The organism is Psychrobacillus sp. FSL W7-1493, from assembly GCF_038004905.1.
GTDB lineage: Bacteria > Bacillota > Bacilli > Bacillales_A > Planococcaceae > Psychrobacillus.
Genome location: NZ_JBBOSB010000001.1, coordinates 3,169,749 through 3,184,164, shown reverse-complemented (window position 1 = coordinate 3,184,164; position 14,416 = coordinate 3,169,749). Strand labels below are relative to the sequence as shown.

General features: G+C 41.7%; 13 protein-coding genes. All 13 read left to right on the top strand.

Features of this window, described 5'->3' with window-relative positions; all coding sequences use genetic code 11:
* Positions 1-6: 6 nt before the first annotated feature.
* The 13 genes from uxaC (at position 7) to MKX96_RS15810 (ending at position 14,388) form a co-directional block, all read left to right on the top strand.
* Positions 7-1,404: a glucuronate isomerase gene (gene uxaC, locus MKX96_RS15870; protein ID WP_340885144.1), complete on the top strand. Its 1,398-nt coding sequence runs from the start codon at positions 7-9 to the stop codon at positions 1,402-1,404.
* 19 nt (positions 1,405-1,423) lie between these two features.
* Complete coding sequence (uxuA, locus tag MKX96_RS15865) at positions 1,424-2,500, top strand: mannonate dehydratase (RefSeq protein ID WP_340885141.1); 1,077 nt, start codon at positions 1,424-1,426, stop codon at positions 2,498-2,500.
* Entirely contained in the window at positions 2,493-3,341 is an 849-nt protein-coding gene (locus MKX96_RS15860; RefSeq protein ID WP_340885138.1) for an SDR family oxidoreductase, read from the top strand. The genes uxuA and MKX96_RS15860 overlap by 8 nt, the downstream gene beginning before the upstream one ends.
* A 12-nt stretch (positions 3,342-3,353) precedes the next feature.
* The gene (locus MKX96_RS15855) at positions 3,354-4,292 is read left to right on the top strand and encodes a sugar kinase (protein ID WP_445678220.1); all 939 of its coding nucleotides are present in this window, start codon (positions 3,354-3,356) and stop codon (positions 4,290-4,292) included.
* Positions 4,293-4,310: 18 nt separating this feature from the next.
* On the top strand, positions 4,311-4,928 hold the full coding sequence (locus tag MKX96_RS15850) for a bifunctional 4-hydroxy-2-oxoglutarate aldolase/2-dehydro-3-deoxy-phosphogluconate aldolase (RefSeq protein WP_340885131.1): 618 nt from the start codon (positions 4,311-4,313) through the stop codon (positions 4,926-4,928).
* Between the two features lie 466 nt (positions 4,929-5,394).
* The gene (locus tag MKX96_RS15845) at positions 5,395-5,973 is read left to right on the top strand and encodes a transposase (RefSeq protein ID WP_340885127.1); all 579 of its coding nucleotides are present in this window, start codon (positions 5,395-5,397) and stop codon (positions 5,971-5,973) included.
* Between the two features lie 113 nt (positions 5,974-6,086).
* Complete coding sequence (locus tag MKX96_RS15840; RefSeq protein WP_340885124.1) at positions 6,087-7,034, top strand: acetamidase/formamidase family protein; 948 nt, start codon at positions 6,087-6,089, stop codon at positions 7,032-7,034.
* Between the two features lie 149 nt (positions 7,035-7,183).
* Positions 7,184-8,389, top strand: a complete 1,206-nt coding sequence (locus MKX96_RS15835) for a M20 metallopeptidase family protein (RefSeq protein WP_340885121.1) — start codon at positions 7,184-7,186, stop codon at positions 8,387-8,389.
* A gap of 44 nt (positions 8,390-8,433) precedes the next feature.
* Positions 8,434-9,981 (top strand): ABC transporter substrate-binding protein, encoded by a 1,548-nt coding sequence (locus tag MKX96_RS15830; RefSeq protein ID WP_340885118.1) that lies wholly within the window; start codon positions 8,434-8,436, stop codon positions 9,979-9,981.
* Between the two features lie 550 nt (positions 9,982-10,531).
* Complete coding sequence (locus MKX96_RS15825; RefSeq protein WP_340885115.1) at positions 10,532-11,449, top strand: ABC transporter permease; 918 nt, start codon at positions 10,532-10,534, stop codon at positions 11,447-11,449.
* A 13-nt stretch (positions 11,450-11,462) separates the two neighbouring features.
* A complete protein-coding gene (locus MKX96_RS15820; protein WP_340885113.1) occupies positions 11,463-12,362 on the top strand; it encodes an ABC transporter permease in 900 nt (299 codons plus the stop codon).
* 18 nt (positions 12,363-12,380) lie between these two features.
* Complete coding sequence (locus MKX96_RS15815; RefSeq protein WP_340885111.1) at positions 12,381-13,391, top strand: ABC transporter ATP-binding protein; 1,011 nt, start codon at positions 12,381-12,383, stop codon at positions 13,389-13,391.
* On the top strand, positions 13,363-14,388 hold the full coding sequence (locus tag MKX96_RS15810; RefSeq protein ID WP_340885109.1) for an ABC transporter ATP-binding protein: 1,026 nt from the start codon (positions 13,363-13,365) through the stop codon (positions 14,386-14,388). Before MKX96_RS15815 ends, MKX96_RS15810 begins: the two co-directional genes overlap by 29 nt.
* Positions 14,389-14,416: the final 28 nt, after the last annotated feature.

The window sequence follows — 14,416 nt, the reverse complement described above, 5'->3', positions numbered from 1 at the left end:
ATGCGTATGAAAGCATTTATGGATGAGCAGTTTTTATTGAAAACAGAGACAGCTCAGAAGCTATATCACGAGTATGCGAAGGATATGCCAATCATCGATTATCATTGTCATCTATCTGCCAAGGAAATAGCAGAGGATAAAGCTTTTGCAAATTTATATGAGATTTGGCTGGAAGGCGACCATTATAAGTGGAGGGCACTTCGAGCAAATGGAATAGAGGAGCGCTTTATAACAGGTGATGCAACCCACAAGGAGAAGTTTGATAAGTGGGCAGCCACTGTTCCTTATACACTCGGTAATCCGTTGTATCATTGGACTTCGTTAGAATTAAAACGGTATTTCGAGTTAGATAAGCCGCTGAACAAGGAAACGGCTGATGAGATTTGGGAGCATTGCAACAAGCTTTTACAAACGAAAGAGTTCACGGCACGTTCCCTTATTCAAAAGTCGAATGTGCAAGTGATTTGCACGACAGACGATCCAATAGATGATTTGCAATATCATAAGGCAATCCAAATGGATGATAGCTTTCCAGTAAAGGTGCTTCCAACCTTTCGACCAGATGGTGCGCTTGGGATAGAACTGGATACTTTTTCAGAGTGGGTTCAAAAGCTAGAAAAAGCAAGTGGGCAGACGGTCCATACCTTTAGTGATTTTTTATCCGGGTTACATAAACGTGTTGAATTTTTTCATGAGGCTGGCTGTCGCTTGTCAGACCATGGGCTCGACAGTGCTTTTTATAGAGATTTTCAGCAAGCTGATTTAGAGACTATCTTTCAAAAGGGTTTAAACAATTCTCCTTTGTCAGAGGAGGAGGTCGTTCAGTTTAAAACTGCAACGATGATCGAGCTTGGGAAGATGTACGCTCAACAAGGCTGGGCGATGCAGCTGCATATAGGGGCTATTCGAAATAACAATAAAAGGATGCTTGGGGTTGCAGGACCTAATACCGGCTTTGATTCGATAAATGATTTTTCCTATGCTTCCGATTTGTCTAATCTATTGAATGCTCTAGATTATACGGGTGAGCTGCCAAAAACGATTATCTACAACTTAAATCCAAGGGACAATTATATGGTAGGAACTATGGTTGGGAATTTCCAAGGGGATGTGCCTGGAAAGATCCAGTTTGGGACTGCCTGGTGGTTTGGTGACCAACGGGACGGTATGCTGGAGCAATTAAAGGTGCTTTCTAACACAGGATTATTAGCACGTTTTATCGGGATGCTGACTGATTCCAGAAGCTTTCTTTCCTATATCCGTCATGAATATTTTCGGAGAATTTTATGTGACTTGATTGGGGATTGGGTGGAAACAGGCGAATATCCACCAGACTTTGAATTATTAGGTCAGATTGTAAAAGATATTTGCTATAACAATGTTCAAAACTATTTAGAAATATAAGGATTGTTAGGTGATATAAATGGAAATGGTTTTTAGATGGTTTGGTGAAGAAAATGATCATGTGAAGTTAGAGCATATTCGACAGATCCCTGGTGTCAAAGGCATCGTATGGTCATTGCATCATGTGGCAGCAGGGGAAAGATGGTCCATTGAAGAGATAAAAGTGGAGCAACAGAAGGTAGAGTCTCATGGCTTGCACATAGAGGTAGTAGAAAGTGTGAACATCCATGAAGATATAAAGCTAGGCTTGCCGACTCGCGATCAATATATAGAGCATTATATTGAGACGATGCAGGAGCTTGCAAAGGTAGGAGTAAAGGTCATTTGCTATAACTTTATGCCCGTGTTTGATTGGATTCGAACGGATTTAAAAAAGGAACTAGAGGATGGCTCTACTGCATTATTCTATGAAAAAAAGCTTATTGAAGGCATCGAGCCATCTGAGCTGGTGAATCGAGTATTACAGGATAGCAGCTTTACGCTTCCAGGCTGGGAGCCAGAAAGATTGGAGCAGTTGAAGGAAATATTGGCTGCGTATAAGGAAGTAAATGAAGAAAAGCTGTGGGAGAATTTAAAGTATTTCCTAGAGGCGGTTGTTCCTGCTGCTGAAAAATGTGGAATTAAGCTAGCTATTCATCCGGATGATCCACCATGGCCGGTTTTCGGACTTCCTAGAATTATTGTGAATGAAGAGAATCTTGGTAGATTAATAGGGTTAGTAGACAGCCCTTCTAATGGTCTGACCTTCTGCAGTGGTTCTTTAGGAGCAAATCCAGCAAATGATTTACCAGCTATTATTCGTACATATGGTGACCGAATTCACTTCGCGCATGTACGTAATTTAAAGCGTTATGAGAATGGAGACTTTATCGAGACATCTCATAAAATGTCTGAAGGTTCTGTTGATATGGTAGGTGTTATGAAAGCTTTCCGAGATATCGGCTATACAGGCTATATTCGACCAGACCATGGGAGAGACATATGGGGCGAGGTAGGCAGACCAGGCTATGGCTTATACGACCGAGCACTTGGCGTCATGTACTTATGGGGTCTGTGGGATGCCTTGAAATCTACTGGAGGTGAAGAAAATGCTTGAGGTGCATGAAAATTTATCGGGTAAGGTGGTCGTCATTACAGGCGGCAGTGGCGTGTTATGTAGTGCGATGGCAAGAGAAATGGGACGCCAGGGCGCGAAGGTGGCAATCTTAAACCGGAAGCTAGAAAAAGGAGAAGCGGTTGCAGAGGATATACGTAGTGAAGGCGGGGAGGCACTTGCGCTTTCTTGTAATGTTCTAGATAAGGAATCGATTATGGAAGCGAAGAAACAGGTGAACGAGGCGTTTGGTTTCTGTGACATTTTGATCAACGGAGCTGGCGGTAATCATCCTAAAGGAATTACAACGAAGGAGATTTTTGCTCAAGATGATTTGCAGAATGATTCTATTCAAACATTTTTTGATTTAACAAAAGAAGGTTTTGGGTTTGTATTCGACCTTAATATTATGGGGACGTTGCTGCCGACTCAAGTTTTTGCAGCCGATATGATTAATAAAGAACACCCGACAGTTATTAATATGTCCTCGATGAGCGCCCCATCTCCTATGACGAAGGTTCCTGCCTATAGTGCGGCGAAGGCTGGTATTGAAAATTTAACTAAATGGTTAGCGGTCCATTTTGCAGATGTAGGTATTCGTGTGAATGCGATTGCACCAGGGTTCTTTTTAACCGAGCAAAATAAAAATCTTTTAACGAATGAGGACGGCTCTCTAACGGAGCGCTCGAACAAAATTATTACCCATACGCCGATGCGTCGCTTTGGGAAACCAGAGGACCTGCTTGGAACGCTGTTATGGCTTGCAGATGAAAAGATGTCTGGGTTTGTAACGGGCATAACTGTACCAGTAGATGGTGGTTTTATGGCTTATTCTGGAGTGTAGGGGGTAGTGATGATGGATGTAGTGACGATAGGCGAGTCGATGGTTTTATTTACACCGGAATCAGTAGGCTCCATGACATATGCAGCTAAATTTAACAAAACGATTGGCGGTGCTGAATCTAACGTGGCAATCGCCCTTTCGCGACTTGGTCATCAGGTAGGGTGGATTTCGTTGCTCGGACAGGATGATTTTGGAATCTATTTAAGAAACACGATTCGGGGTGAAGGTGTCGATACGTCGGAGGTTAAGTTTCTAAGTGATTGTCCTACTGCTGTCTTCTTTAAGGAACGAAAGATGGAAGGTGAGCCTAAGGTTTATTATTACCGAAAAGGCTCTGCCGCTTCGAAATTGACGCCTAATGATATACGTGAGGATTATATCAAGCAGGCGAAGTACTTACATATAACAGGTATTACTCCTGCTCTCAGTGCCTCCTGTTTGGAGACAGTGCATCATAGTATTGATATTGCTAGAAAACATGGTGTCCAGGTAGTCTTTGATCCGAATATTCGTTTGAAGCTGTGGACAAAGGAAGAGGCGGCTCCAGTGCTTCGGGATATCGCTAGCAAGTGTGATATTGTCCTGCCTGGTGTTGAAGAAGGAACAATGCTCACAGGAGAGACTAATCCAGAGGCTATCGCTAAAGCGTTTTTGTCTGACGTGACGACAACGGTAGTAGTGAAATTGGGGAAAAGTGGCGCTTACTATGGGACTGCGAGTGAGTCCGGGTATGTGGAAGGGTTTGTAGTAGAGAAAGTAGTCGATCCGATTGGTGCTGGCGACGGCTTTGCAGCAGGCTTTTTATCAGGGATGCTGCGAGGCTATCCAGTAGCGGAGTCTGTGAAACTAGCTAACCGTGTAGCTTCGTTTGCTTTAACGGTACCGGGTGATGCAGAAGGGTACCCGTATGAAAACCAGATAGATCCAAGTTTTGTAGAAGTTCAACGATGAGTGAAGGGGGAGAGGCTTGTGAGTGTCTTGGACCAGTTAAAGGATTGTCCTATAATACCTGTACTTAGAAAGATTCCTTATGAGAAGAGTGCTGGTATCATACAGGCGCTATACGATGGTGGGATTAGAGCAGTAGAAATTACGATGGATAGCGAGAACGCAGAAGCTATGATCCGGGAAGCGTTGGATCGTTTTACGGGGAAGCTGCTTGTTGGAGCGGGGACAGTTCTAACGATAGCAGATTGTGATCTTGCTATGGATGCAGGCGCACAGTTTCTTGTAGCACCAAATTTCAATTCTGACGTGTTGGCTTACTCCGTAGAGAAAAACGTTCCTTTTATACCTGGAGTGTTTACACCAAGCGAAATGGTTCTGGCAGATCAGGCAGGAGCAGCTATGGTCAAGTTATTCCCAGCATCTACACTTGGTCCAGGCTTTATCAAGGACGTGAAGGGGCCACTTGGTCATATTGATATTCTGACGACTGGTGGGATTACGAAGGAAACAGTGAGGGCCTATTTGGATGCCGGGGCAGTTTCGGTTGGAGCCGGTAGTGCACTTGTGCGGAAAGAGTTTGTGGAGCGTGAGGACTGGGCTGGGTTGAGTGCGGAGGTTCGGGGGTGGCTTGGGGGGTAGTGTTTGGGTGTTGGAGTGTTTTGTGCGCGTCCCTGTGTCAGACACAATTCGAATGGTTGACTCGATCCCTGTGTCAGACACAATTCTTTTAGGTGAGACCTGTGGTAGGTGGGTTTCTGGAAGAATTGTGTTTGTCCCTGTGTGAGACACAATTCTCTACAATTCGAAGGCGAGTCTATATGTTCATCCCTGGATTACTTCTATCAAAAGTAGATTTAATATTTTGAAAACTGTGTATTAGTAGTTTATAATGGATTTGTAGAACAAATTTATTAGGAAGTAGGGATGACTATAAGTGGTGAGATATTTATTTGGCAGATATGCCGATGTGCAGTTTAGTGGTTTACTTTCCCCCTCGATTTTTCTCAGTATGGTTAATACCTCGCGTGACTCTCTTCTATCTGTATATTTTTTTCCCGCAATTCTCTTTTGTCGGCGCTTGCTTGGTTTGGCAGGGTGAGGTGAAATGACAAGGAGACGAAATTTTAATCCCCATTCGTATTATCATGTAATTATGCGAGGTAATAATCGTGAGGCTATTTTTAAGTCGCACGAGGATATGGTGGAGCTTATGCGTGCTGTTTTGCATGTGTATGATAGGTATCCATTTACGGTTCTTGCGTATTGTTTTATGAGTAATCATTATCATATTTTGATTAAACCGACTAAGGATCCGCTTAGTAAGATTATGGCTCTTATTAATAGGAGGTATAGTGATTCTTATTCTAAGCGTTATAATCATGTTGGCAGAATTTATCAGAAGCGATATTTTGCAAAAGAGGTGAGATCTCGAAAAGGTTTGCTTGTAGTGAGCAGTTATATTCATCGTAATCCAATTAATACTAAGAAGCCTATGGTTGATCGATTAGAAGCCTACCCTTATAGCTCCTATCCCTTTTATTTCCACGAAATTAAAGAATCTCCTCAATTTCTTGATCAAAACTTCTTAAAAGATTTGCTACCTCCTCCTATGGAAAAGACTAATCAAGCGTATTGTCAGTACTGTTTAGAATCTCGTGAGCTGGTGGAAGAAGATATTAAGTAGCGTTTATTCTTTTACTGTGTTTTTTATTTAACTGAAAATTTTATAAATTCATTTAAATTATAGTAGAATTATGATAGCCTTTTTATATAGATAGATTGATAAGGAGGAAGACTATGAACGTTCAAACAGCAAAAGTCCATCATTTTCCGGAGGATATTGTGCATTACGCGTGGGAGAAGGATCCGAAGCCGGTCTTGACGATTGAAAGTGGGGACACGGTCATATTTAAGACGAGAGAGGTAACGGACAACCAGTTTTCGATTGATTCTACTACTGAATCTATTGCTAGCTTAGATTGGGACAAGGTTTACCCACTTGCAGGTCCAGTGGCCATTAAGGGGGCAGAGCCGGGAGATATGCTGGAGGTGGAAATTGTAAATTTAGAGACAGGAAGCTGGGGGTGGACGGCTATTTTGCCTGGACTTGGATTGCTGCCAGAGGAGTTTCCAGATGCGTATTTAAGAACCTTTGATTTGACCGATGGGGAGTTTATTCATTTCCGCGAGGATATTAAGATTCCAATCGAGCCGTTTTTAGGGACGATGGGAGTTAGTCCTAAGGATGCAAGTGGACAGCCGATTATGCCCCCGGGAACGTTTGGAGGAAATATGGATGTCCGCCAGCTGACGATTGGGACAAAGTTGTATTTACCTGTCCAGGTGGCTGGGGCATTGTTTAGCTGTGGGGATGCCCATGCAGCTCAAGGAGATGGGGAGGTTTGTGTTTCCGCTTTAGAATGTCCGATGACCGCTACCTTAAAGTTCAATCTTATTAAAGGCAAAACGATTCCTTCGCCTCAGTTTTTGACGAGTGGTGAGCTTACTCCAAAGGTGAACCATAAGGGATTCTTCGGCACCACTGGCGTTGGTCCAGATTTGATGAAGGCTTCGCAGGATGCGCTTCGTGCGATGGTAGATCACATTTCAACTACGTATGAAATGGAGCCAAAGGATGCCTATTTGTTGTCTAGCCTTTGTGTGGATTTAAAAATCTCAGAGATTGTAGACGCGGGACAATATATCGTTAGTGCAGTATTGCCGATGGCAGTGTTTGAGGATTAATGGAGATTATAATATAGGAAAGTTATTCGACAAATATATGGGAAACTTTTCTTGACTAAAGAAATTATCTAAACTAATATAAAAATAATAGTCAGAAAATAGAATTATTTCATAATATTATGCCGAAATATAGTGAAGAGGAGGATTACATGAAAGAAACAGTAGTAGAAGAGAACGTCTTACTTAAGGAAGCCTTAGACATAAAGGATAATTTAATACAGTGGCGCAGACATCTTCACGTGAATCCAGAACTATCATTTGAAGAATATGAAACTTCCAAGTTTGTTTTAGAAAACTTAAAGGATCTTGGTTATGAGATTCAAGCACCGGTTGCGAAAACTGGAATTGTGGCTCTTCTAAGAGGCACTGAGCCAGGTCCGACAGTTGCATTAAGAGCAGACATGGATGCACTTCCTATACAAGATGAGAAATCTGTCTCATACGCCTCGTCGGTTCCTGGTGTTGCACATTTATGCGGACATGATGCCCATACTTCGATGCTGCTGGGAGCAGCGAAAATACTAAGCAAGCATAGACCGACAAAGGGAAATATCAAGTTGATATTTCAACCAGCAGAGGAAGGGTTAGCAGGCGCCTTACATATGGTTCAGGAAGGGGTTCTTCAAAATCCCGATGTGGCTGTGATTGCTGGCTTGCATGTACATCCTACAGCACATACAGGTTTTATAACGGTTGCGAAAGATGTCGCAATGGCATGTGCGGATTCTTTTGATATAGAAGTGATTGGAGAGGGGGGACATGCGGCTCATCCACATATGTCTATCGACTCCATAACGGTGGCAGCGGAAGTAATCTCTTCATTACAACAAATTGTGAGCCGTTCAATTGATCCTTTAAAGCCAGCTGTTTTGACAATAGGGAAAATTGAAGGTGGCTTTAAACGAAATGTCATCGCACCGTCCGTTCGACTCGAAGGAACGGTTAGAGTGTTAGATCCTTCACTGCGAGAGGTCATTTCCAAAAGAATGGAGCAATATATTAAAGGCGTTTGCGAAGGGATGGGGGCTACTTATAAGTTCGATTATCAATTTGGCTATCCTTCCGTGAAAAATGATAATCGATTGATTCCATTATTAGATTCAGTTGCTGAAAAAATATTGGGAGCCGATACATTATCGATTATTAATCCGAGCATGGGAGGAGAGGACTTTGCTTACTATGCTGAGAAGGTGCCAGGGATCTTCTTCCGATTAGGTACTTACAATGAGACGAAGGATTGTATCTATCCCAATCACCATCCGAAATTCGATATTGATGAAGATGCGCTGCCATATGGCTCGGCTTTATTGGCCCAGTTCGCTCTTGATTACATAGAGAGTAATACGAACGAATAATAAGTATAGGTTCAATGAAATTATATATATAAAGGGGAATGACTATGAGGAAATGGGTAGGATTAGCAAGTTCTGTACTTTTGACAGTAGGATTGCTGGTAGCTTGTAGTGGAGATGATTCATCTACTTCTACGACCAAAAAAGAGGACGACAGGACATTGACGATTGCGATGGGAACGGACATGGTAACATTTGACGTTCATAACCATGTTAATACTTCTACAGAAGCAATTCACGTGAATATGTTTAACTATCTTTTTAAGCGTGATAATGAGACTGGCGAGATTTTACCAGACTTAGCAGAGGGGTACGAAAAAATAGACGATAAGACTTGGGAAGTGAAATTAAAAGAAGGAGTTACTTTCCATAACGGCGAGGCGTTAGATTCGGAGGATGTTAAATTCTCACTTGAACGTGTTGCGCATGATTCCACGTTACTAGACCACATAAACTATAACTCTATTAAAGAGGTACAAGTTGTGGATGACTTAACGTTACGTATCGTTACAAATGAGCCAGACCCGGCTTTATTAAATAGAATTTCAAGGATTGCTTCTAGTATCCTTCCTTCTGAATATATTGAAGAAAACGGAATGGATCACTTCTTGGAAAATCCAGTTGGGACAGGACCATTTAAATTTTCGAAGTGGGTACGTGACGATCGTATCGTGCTAGAAGTCTATGATGATTATTTTGACGGTAAAAATGAAGAATGGGATGAGGTTGTATTCCGTGTCATTCCAGAAAACTCTACACGTGTATCTGAGCTATTAACAGGTGGAGTGGATATTGCAACAAACATGCCACCAAGTGAGTGGAAACGTATTGATGAAAACGAGGGTACGCATTTATCTCAAGGTACCTCTAACCGAACGATGATGATATTTGTACGTTCAACAGAAGGATATCCAACCTCTGATCCTAGAGTTAGAAAAGCTTTGGACTTGGCTATTGATAACAAGGCGATAACCGATAACCTGTTAAATGGAGCAGGTATACCAACGATTACACGTGTCGCACCAGGGAACTTTGGTTTTGCAGAAGATCTTTATGACACGTATAACTATGACGTGGAAGAAGCAAAGAAATTATTGGCAGAAGCAGGATATCCAGATGGTTTTGAAATGACCTTCCATTCTCCAAAAGGGCGTTATTTACAAGATGCTGAAATAGCGGAGATGGTTGCGGGAATGTGGAGTGCAATTGGGGTAAAAGCAAACGTAGAATTCATGGAGTGGAGTAATTTCGTTGAACTTCGTAATTCAGGAAAAAATAAGGATGCTTATTTACTAGCTCTAGGTAACTCTATGTTTGACGCTGCGAACGCATTAGATTGGTATAACTATGAGAGATTCAAAGGTCAAATTGATTATCATAACGAAGAGGTAGAAGAACTATTAGCAGCAGCTGCTCAAAATATGGACCCAGAAGAAAGAGCAGAACAATATATTAAAGCACAGCATTTATTAGCTGAAGACACGGCTCATATCGTATTACACCAAGAATCTATTAACGTAGGTGTAAGTGATGCAATTGATTATACTCCTACAATGGATGAAATCATTTACGTAGAATCTATCAATAAAAAGTAAATATGGTGATTGGTAGGGAGAGCTTGCTCTTCCTTCCTTTACTATATAGGTAGAAAATTTAGTTGGTTTGTTCAAGTTCATAGAAGATTGTAGCGGAAGGTGGCGACTCCAGCGGGATGAGTGAGACAGATAAGACATCACAACCACGCGCGTAAGCGATGGGTGATGGCTTATCGCTCCCCCCGCGGAAAGCGCCCACCTGAAGCGGAAATCCATACTACTTTCTTATTTTAAAAGGATATTTTTATAGGAAAAACTATGAAATTAATAGTTAATTCAATTTCTTAAAATAATGTTTAACTGATTAGACATGACCATTATCTTCGTATGGATTGTAGCGGAAGGTGGCGACTCCAGTGGGATGAGTGAGACAGATAAGACATCGCAACCGCGCTTGTTGTGCTGTGGGTGATGGCTTATCGCTCCCCCCGCGGAAAGCGTCCACCTGAAGCGGAAATCCATACTACTTTCTTATTCTAAAAAGATAAAAAGGACTATGAAATTAATTCAGTCTACAAATCATTTCAAAATATGTGTGAGGTGACAATTAATGAACAATTACTTCGTTAGGCGAATACTACAAATAATACCCGTATTATTAATCATTTCATTTATTGTCTTTGCACTAGTCTTTATAGCAGGAGATCCAGTGGCATTAATGCTACCAGATGACGCTTCTCAGGAAGATGTAGAGCTATTAAGAGAATCCTTAGGCTTAAATGAATCCTTTATCGTTCAATACACTACATACATTATGAATCTTGTACAAGGTGACTTTGGAGAATCGTATCGTTATGGGCAGGATGCGATGTCCATCGTCTTAGAGCGTCTCCCCGCAACACTTGAACTAGGTATTGCAGCACTTCTAATAGCAATTGTTGTTTCGATTCCACTTGGTATTTGGTCAGCTACAAAACAAAACTCTAGTCTAGACTTAGTGGCGACAGGAGCGGCGGTATTAGGGAAAGCGATGCCTAACTTTTGGCTAGGGATCATGCTAGTTTTATTATTTTCCGTTACGTTAAGCTTCTTCCCTGTTTCAGGGAGAGGGACGCTTATGCACTTGGTTCTCCCTGCCATCACTCTTGCTACTGGGATAGCGGCGGAAATGACGAGACTCATCCGGTCGAGCATGATTGAAACCTTAAACCAGGATTACGTACGAACAGCAAAGAGTAAAGGTTTAAAGGATAGAATCGTAGTTTATAAGCATGCTTTCCGAAACTCACTTATTCCGGTTATCACAATTACTGCACTGCAAACCTCTACTGTGGTAGGTGGCGCATTGATAACTGAAACTGTATTTTCGTGGCCGGGTTTAGGTCAACTATTAATACAGGCAGTAAATACACGTGATATGGCAATTGTTCAAGCCAGTGTTTTTGTTATCGCAATACTCGTAATTCTTATGAATCTAGTAGCAGATATTCTTTACCGACTATTAGATCCGCGGATTAAATATAGCTAGGGGGGAAGTTAAGTTGACCCAATCACAGACAGTAAGCATTACACAAAACAAACCCTCTTCTTTTAAAAGGTGGAGTAGATTACTACTTAGAAGCAAGACAGGTACCGTAGGATTCTTTATCGTATTATTTGTTGGTATAGTGTCCATTCTTGCGCCATTACTAGCACCGCATGATCCTGCTGCTATAAATGCAGCTAATATGCTAAAGCCTCCTTTCTGGATGGAGGGTGGTAGTACTGCAAATCTATTGGGAACGGATAATCTTGGTAGAGATATTCTTAGTCGAATTATATATGGTTCTCAAATTTCTTTATTAGTAGGTATTACATCTGTAGTTGTTGCCGGAATTATCGGTGTGACGATTGGTTTAATCGCAGGGTATTACGGAGGTTTTATCGACAATGTACTGATGCGCCTTGTAGACTCCTTCCTTGCAATCCCTACTATTCTTTTTGCGCTAGTAATACTTAGTGTTTTTGGCCCTAGTGTGATTACGCTTATCTTCGTTCTCGGTGCTACGAACTGGGTAAATTATGCACGGCTTGTTCGTGGAGAAGTGTTAACTATAAAGGAACGTGATTTCGTAAGAGCTGCTCGTTCCATTGGAGTGAAAAACCATAAGATAATTACTCGTCATTTATTGCCAAATGTTATTTCCTCTTTTATCGTAATTTCCACGTTAAGTGTGGCAACAACGATCATTCTAGAAGCGTCACTTAGCTTTTTGGGACTTGGTGTTCAACCACCTACTGTTTCATGGGGATCTATTTTGAGTGACGGAAGAGATTATTTAGCGACTAGCTGGTGGCTGGCAACTTTTCCGGGTCTAGCCATTACGGTAACAGTGCTTGGAATCATATTCTTGGGTGATTGGTTAAGAGATGTTCTTGATCCACGCTCTATCAAAAAGTAATCTAAAGGAGGAATCCCAATGGCGGAAGAAGTACTGAATGTAAAAAACCTCAAAACTTATTTCCATACTGAAAATGGGGTTGTTCCCTCAGTCGATGACGTTTCTATAAGGATAAATAAAGGCGAAACAGTAGCGATAGTAGGTGAATCGGGCTCAGGGAAGAGCGTAACATCTCTATCCATTATGCGTTTAATCGAATCGCCAGGAAGAATTGAAGATGGACAAATTTTGTTTAAAGGAAGAGATATTGTACCAATCTCGATGAAAGAGATGCGTCATCTTCGTGGTAATGAAATTGCGATGATTTTCCAAGAGCCTCTTACTTCCTTGAACCCTGTTTTCACAATAGGAAATCAAATGGCAGAATCGATTATGCTGCACCAAAAGAAGAATAAGAAGGAAGCACGTCAGATAAGTATTGAAATGCTGAAAAAGGTTGGAATACCAAGGGCTGAGAAGGTCATTGACTCCTTTCCCCATTCCTTAAGTGGAGGGATGAGACAGCGTGTCATGATTGCGATGGCACTCTCCTGCAATCCGGAATTGTTGATTGCAGATGAACCAACTACTGCTCTAGATGTAACGATTCAGGCTCAAATTCTTAAATTGATGAAGGGCTTAATCACGGAGTTTGATACATCTATTTTGCTAATCACCCATGACTTGGGCGTCGTGGCTGAAATGGCAGATCGTGTAGTAGTGATGTATGCAGGTCAGGTAGTAGAAGAAACGGATGTATTTACATTGTTTAGAGAACCTAGACACCCATACACGAAAGGTCTGATGGATAGTACTCCTAAAATCCATGAATTAAAGGATGAACTAACCTCTATACCGGGTACTGTCCCAAGTCCGTTAAATTATCCAACTGGTTGTCGGTTTATGGATCGCTGTCCATACGCCATGCAAAAATGTGCTGAGGCTCAACCAAAGCTTGAAGAAATTCTGACAAATCACAAGGTCAGATGCTGGCTCCATGAAGAAAAGGTGGTTGATTTGTATGAAACAAAATCATTTGCTGGAAGTTAAAGGGCTGAAAAAAGCTTTTGATATATCTGAAGGTTTCTTAAAAAGAAAAAAACAGTTTCTTTATGCAGTCGACGGCTTGGACTTTTATGTAGACGAGGGAGAAACACTAGGGATAGTTGGAGAGTCAGGATGTGGGAAGTCGACTACTGGGAACCTGATAGGTCAGCTATTGGATGCCACGGAAGGAGAAATTTTATTTGAGGGAGAAGATTTGACGAAGCTAAAAGGAGAGGTGTTAAGAAAGAAACGAGCCGATATCCAAATGGTATTTCAAGACCCTTTCTCATCCTTGAATCCACGTATGCGCGTGTTTGATTTGATAGCTGAGCCTTTAAGAACTCATAAATCTCTCCATAAAAAAGAGCTCACTGAACGAGTAATGGAGCTGATGGACCTAGTTGGTTTGAATCGTGCTTATGTCAATCGATATCCACATGAATTTAGTGGAGGGCAAAGACAACGAATTGGAATTGCTCGTGCTATTTCCTTAAATCCCAAGCTCATCATATGTGATGAGCCGGTTTCGGCACTAGATGTATCGATTCAGTCCCAAATATTAAACTTACTGGCTAAGCTACAAAAGGAACTCAATCTAACGTTCATTTTTATTGGACATGGATTGCCGGCAGTAAAGCATATCAGTGACAGAATTGCCGTGATGTATCTTGGTAAAATCGTGGAGCTGACGACAAAGGAAAAGTTGTTTTTACATCCTATGCATCCTTATACAGAGGGTTTATTGTCCGCTGTGCCAGTTCCCGATCCCACTCAACGGAACATCGAGGGAAGACAGCTTTTAGAAGGCGACATCCCGAGTCCGGCAAATCCACCACCTGGCTGTAATTTCCATACAAGATGCCCTTATGCTCAGGACATATGCAGTAAAACGGAGCCTGTATTTGAGGAAAAAGCGTCAGGTCAATTTGTAGCTTGTCATTTCCCGCTTGAAAATGGTAAAGGAATTATCAATGAAGAGAAAGTGAAGGTAGATGCGTGATGGACTATCTGAGGAGAAACCTTGAGCC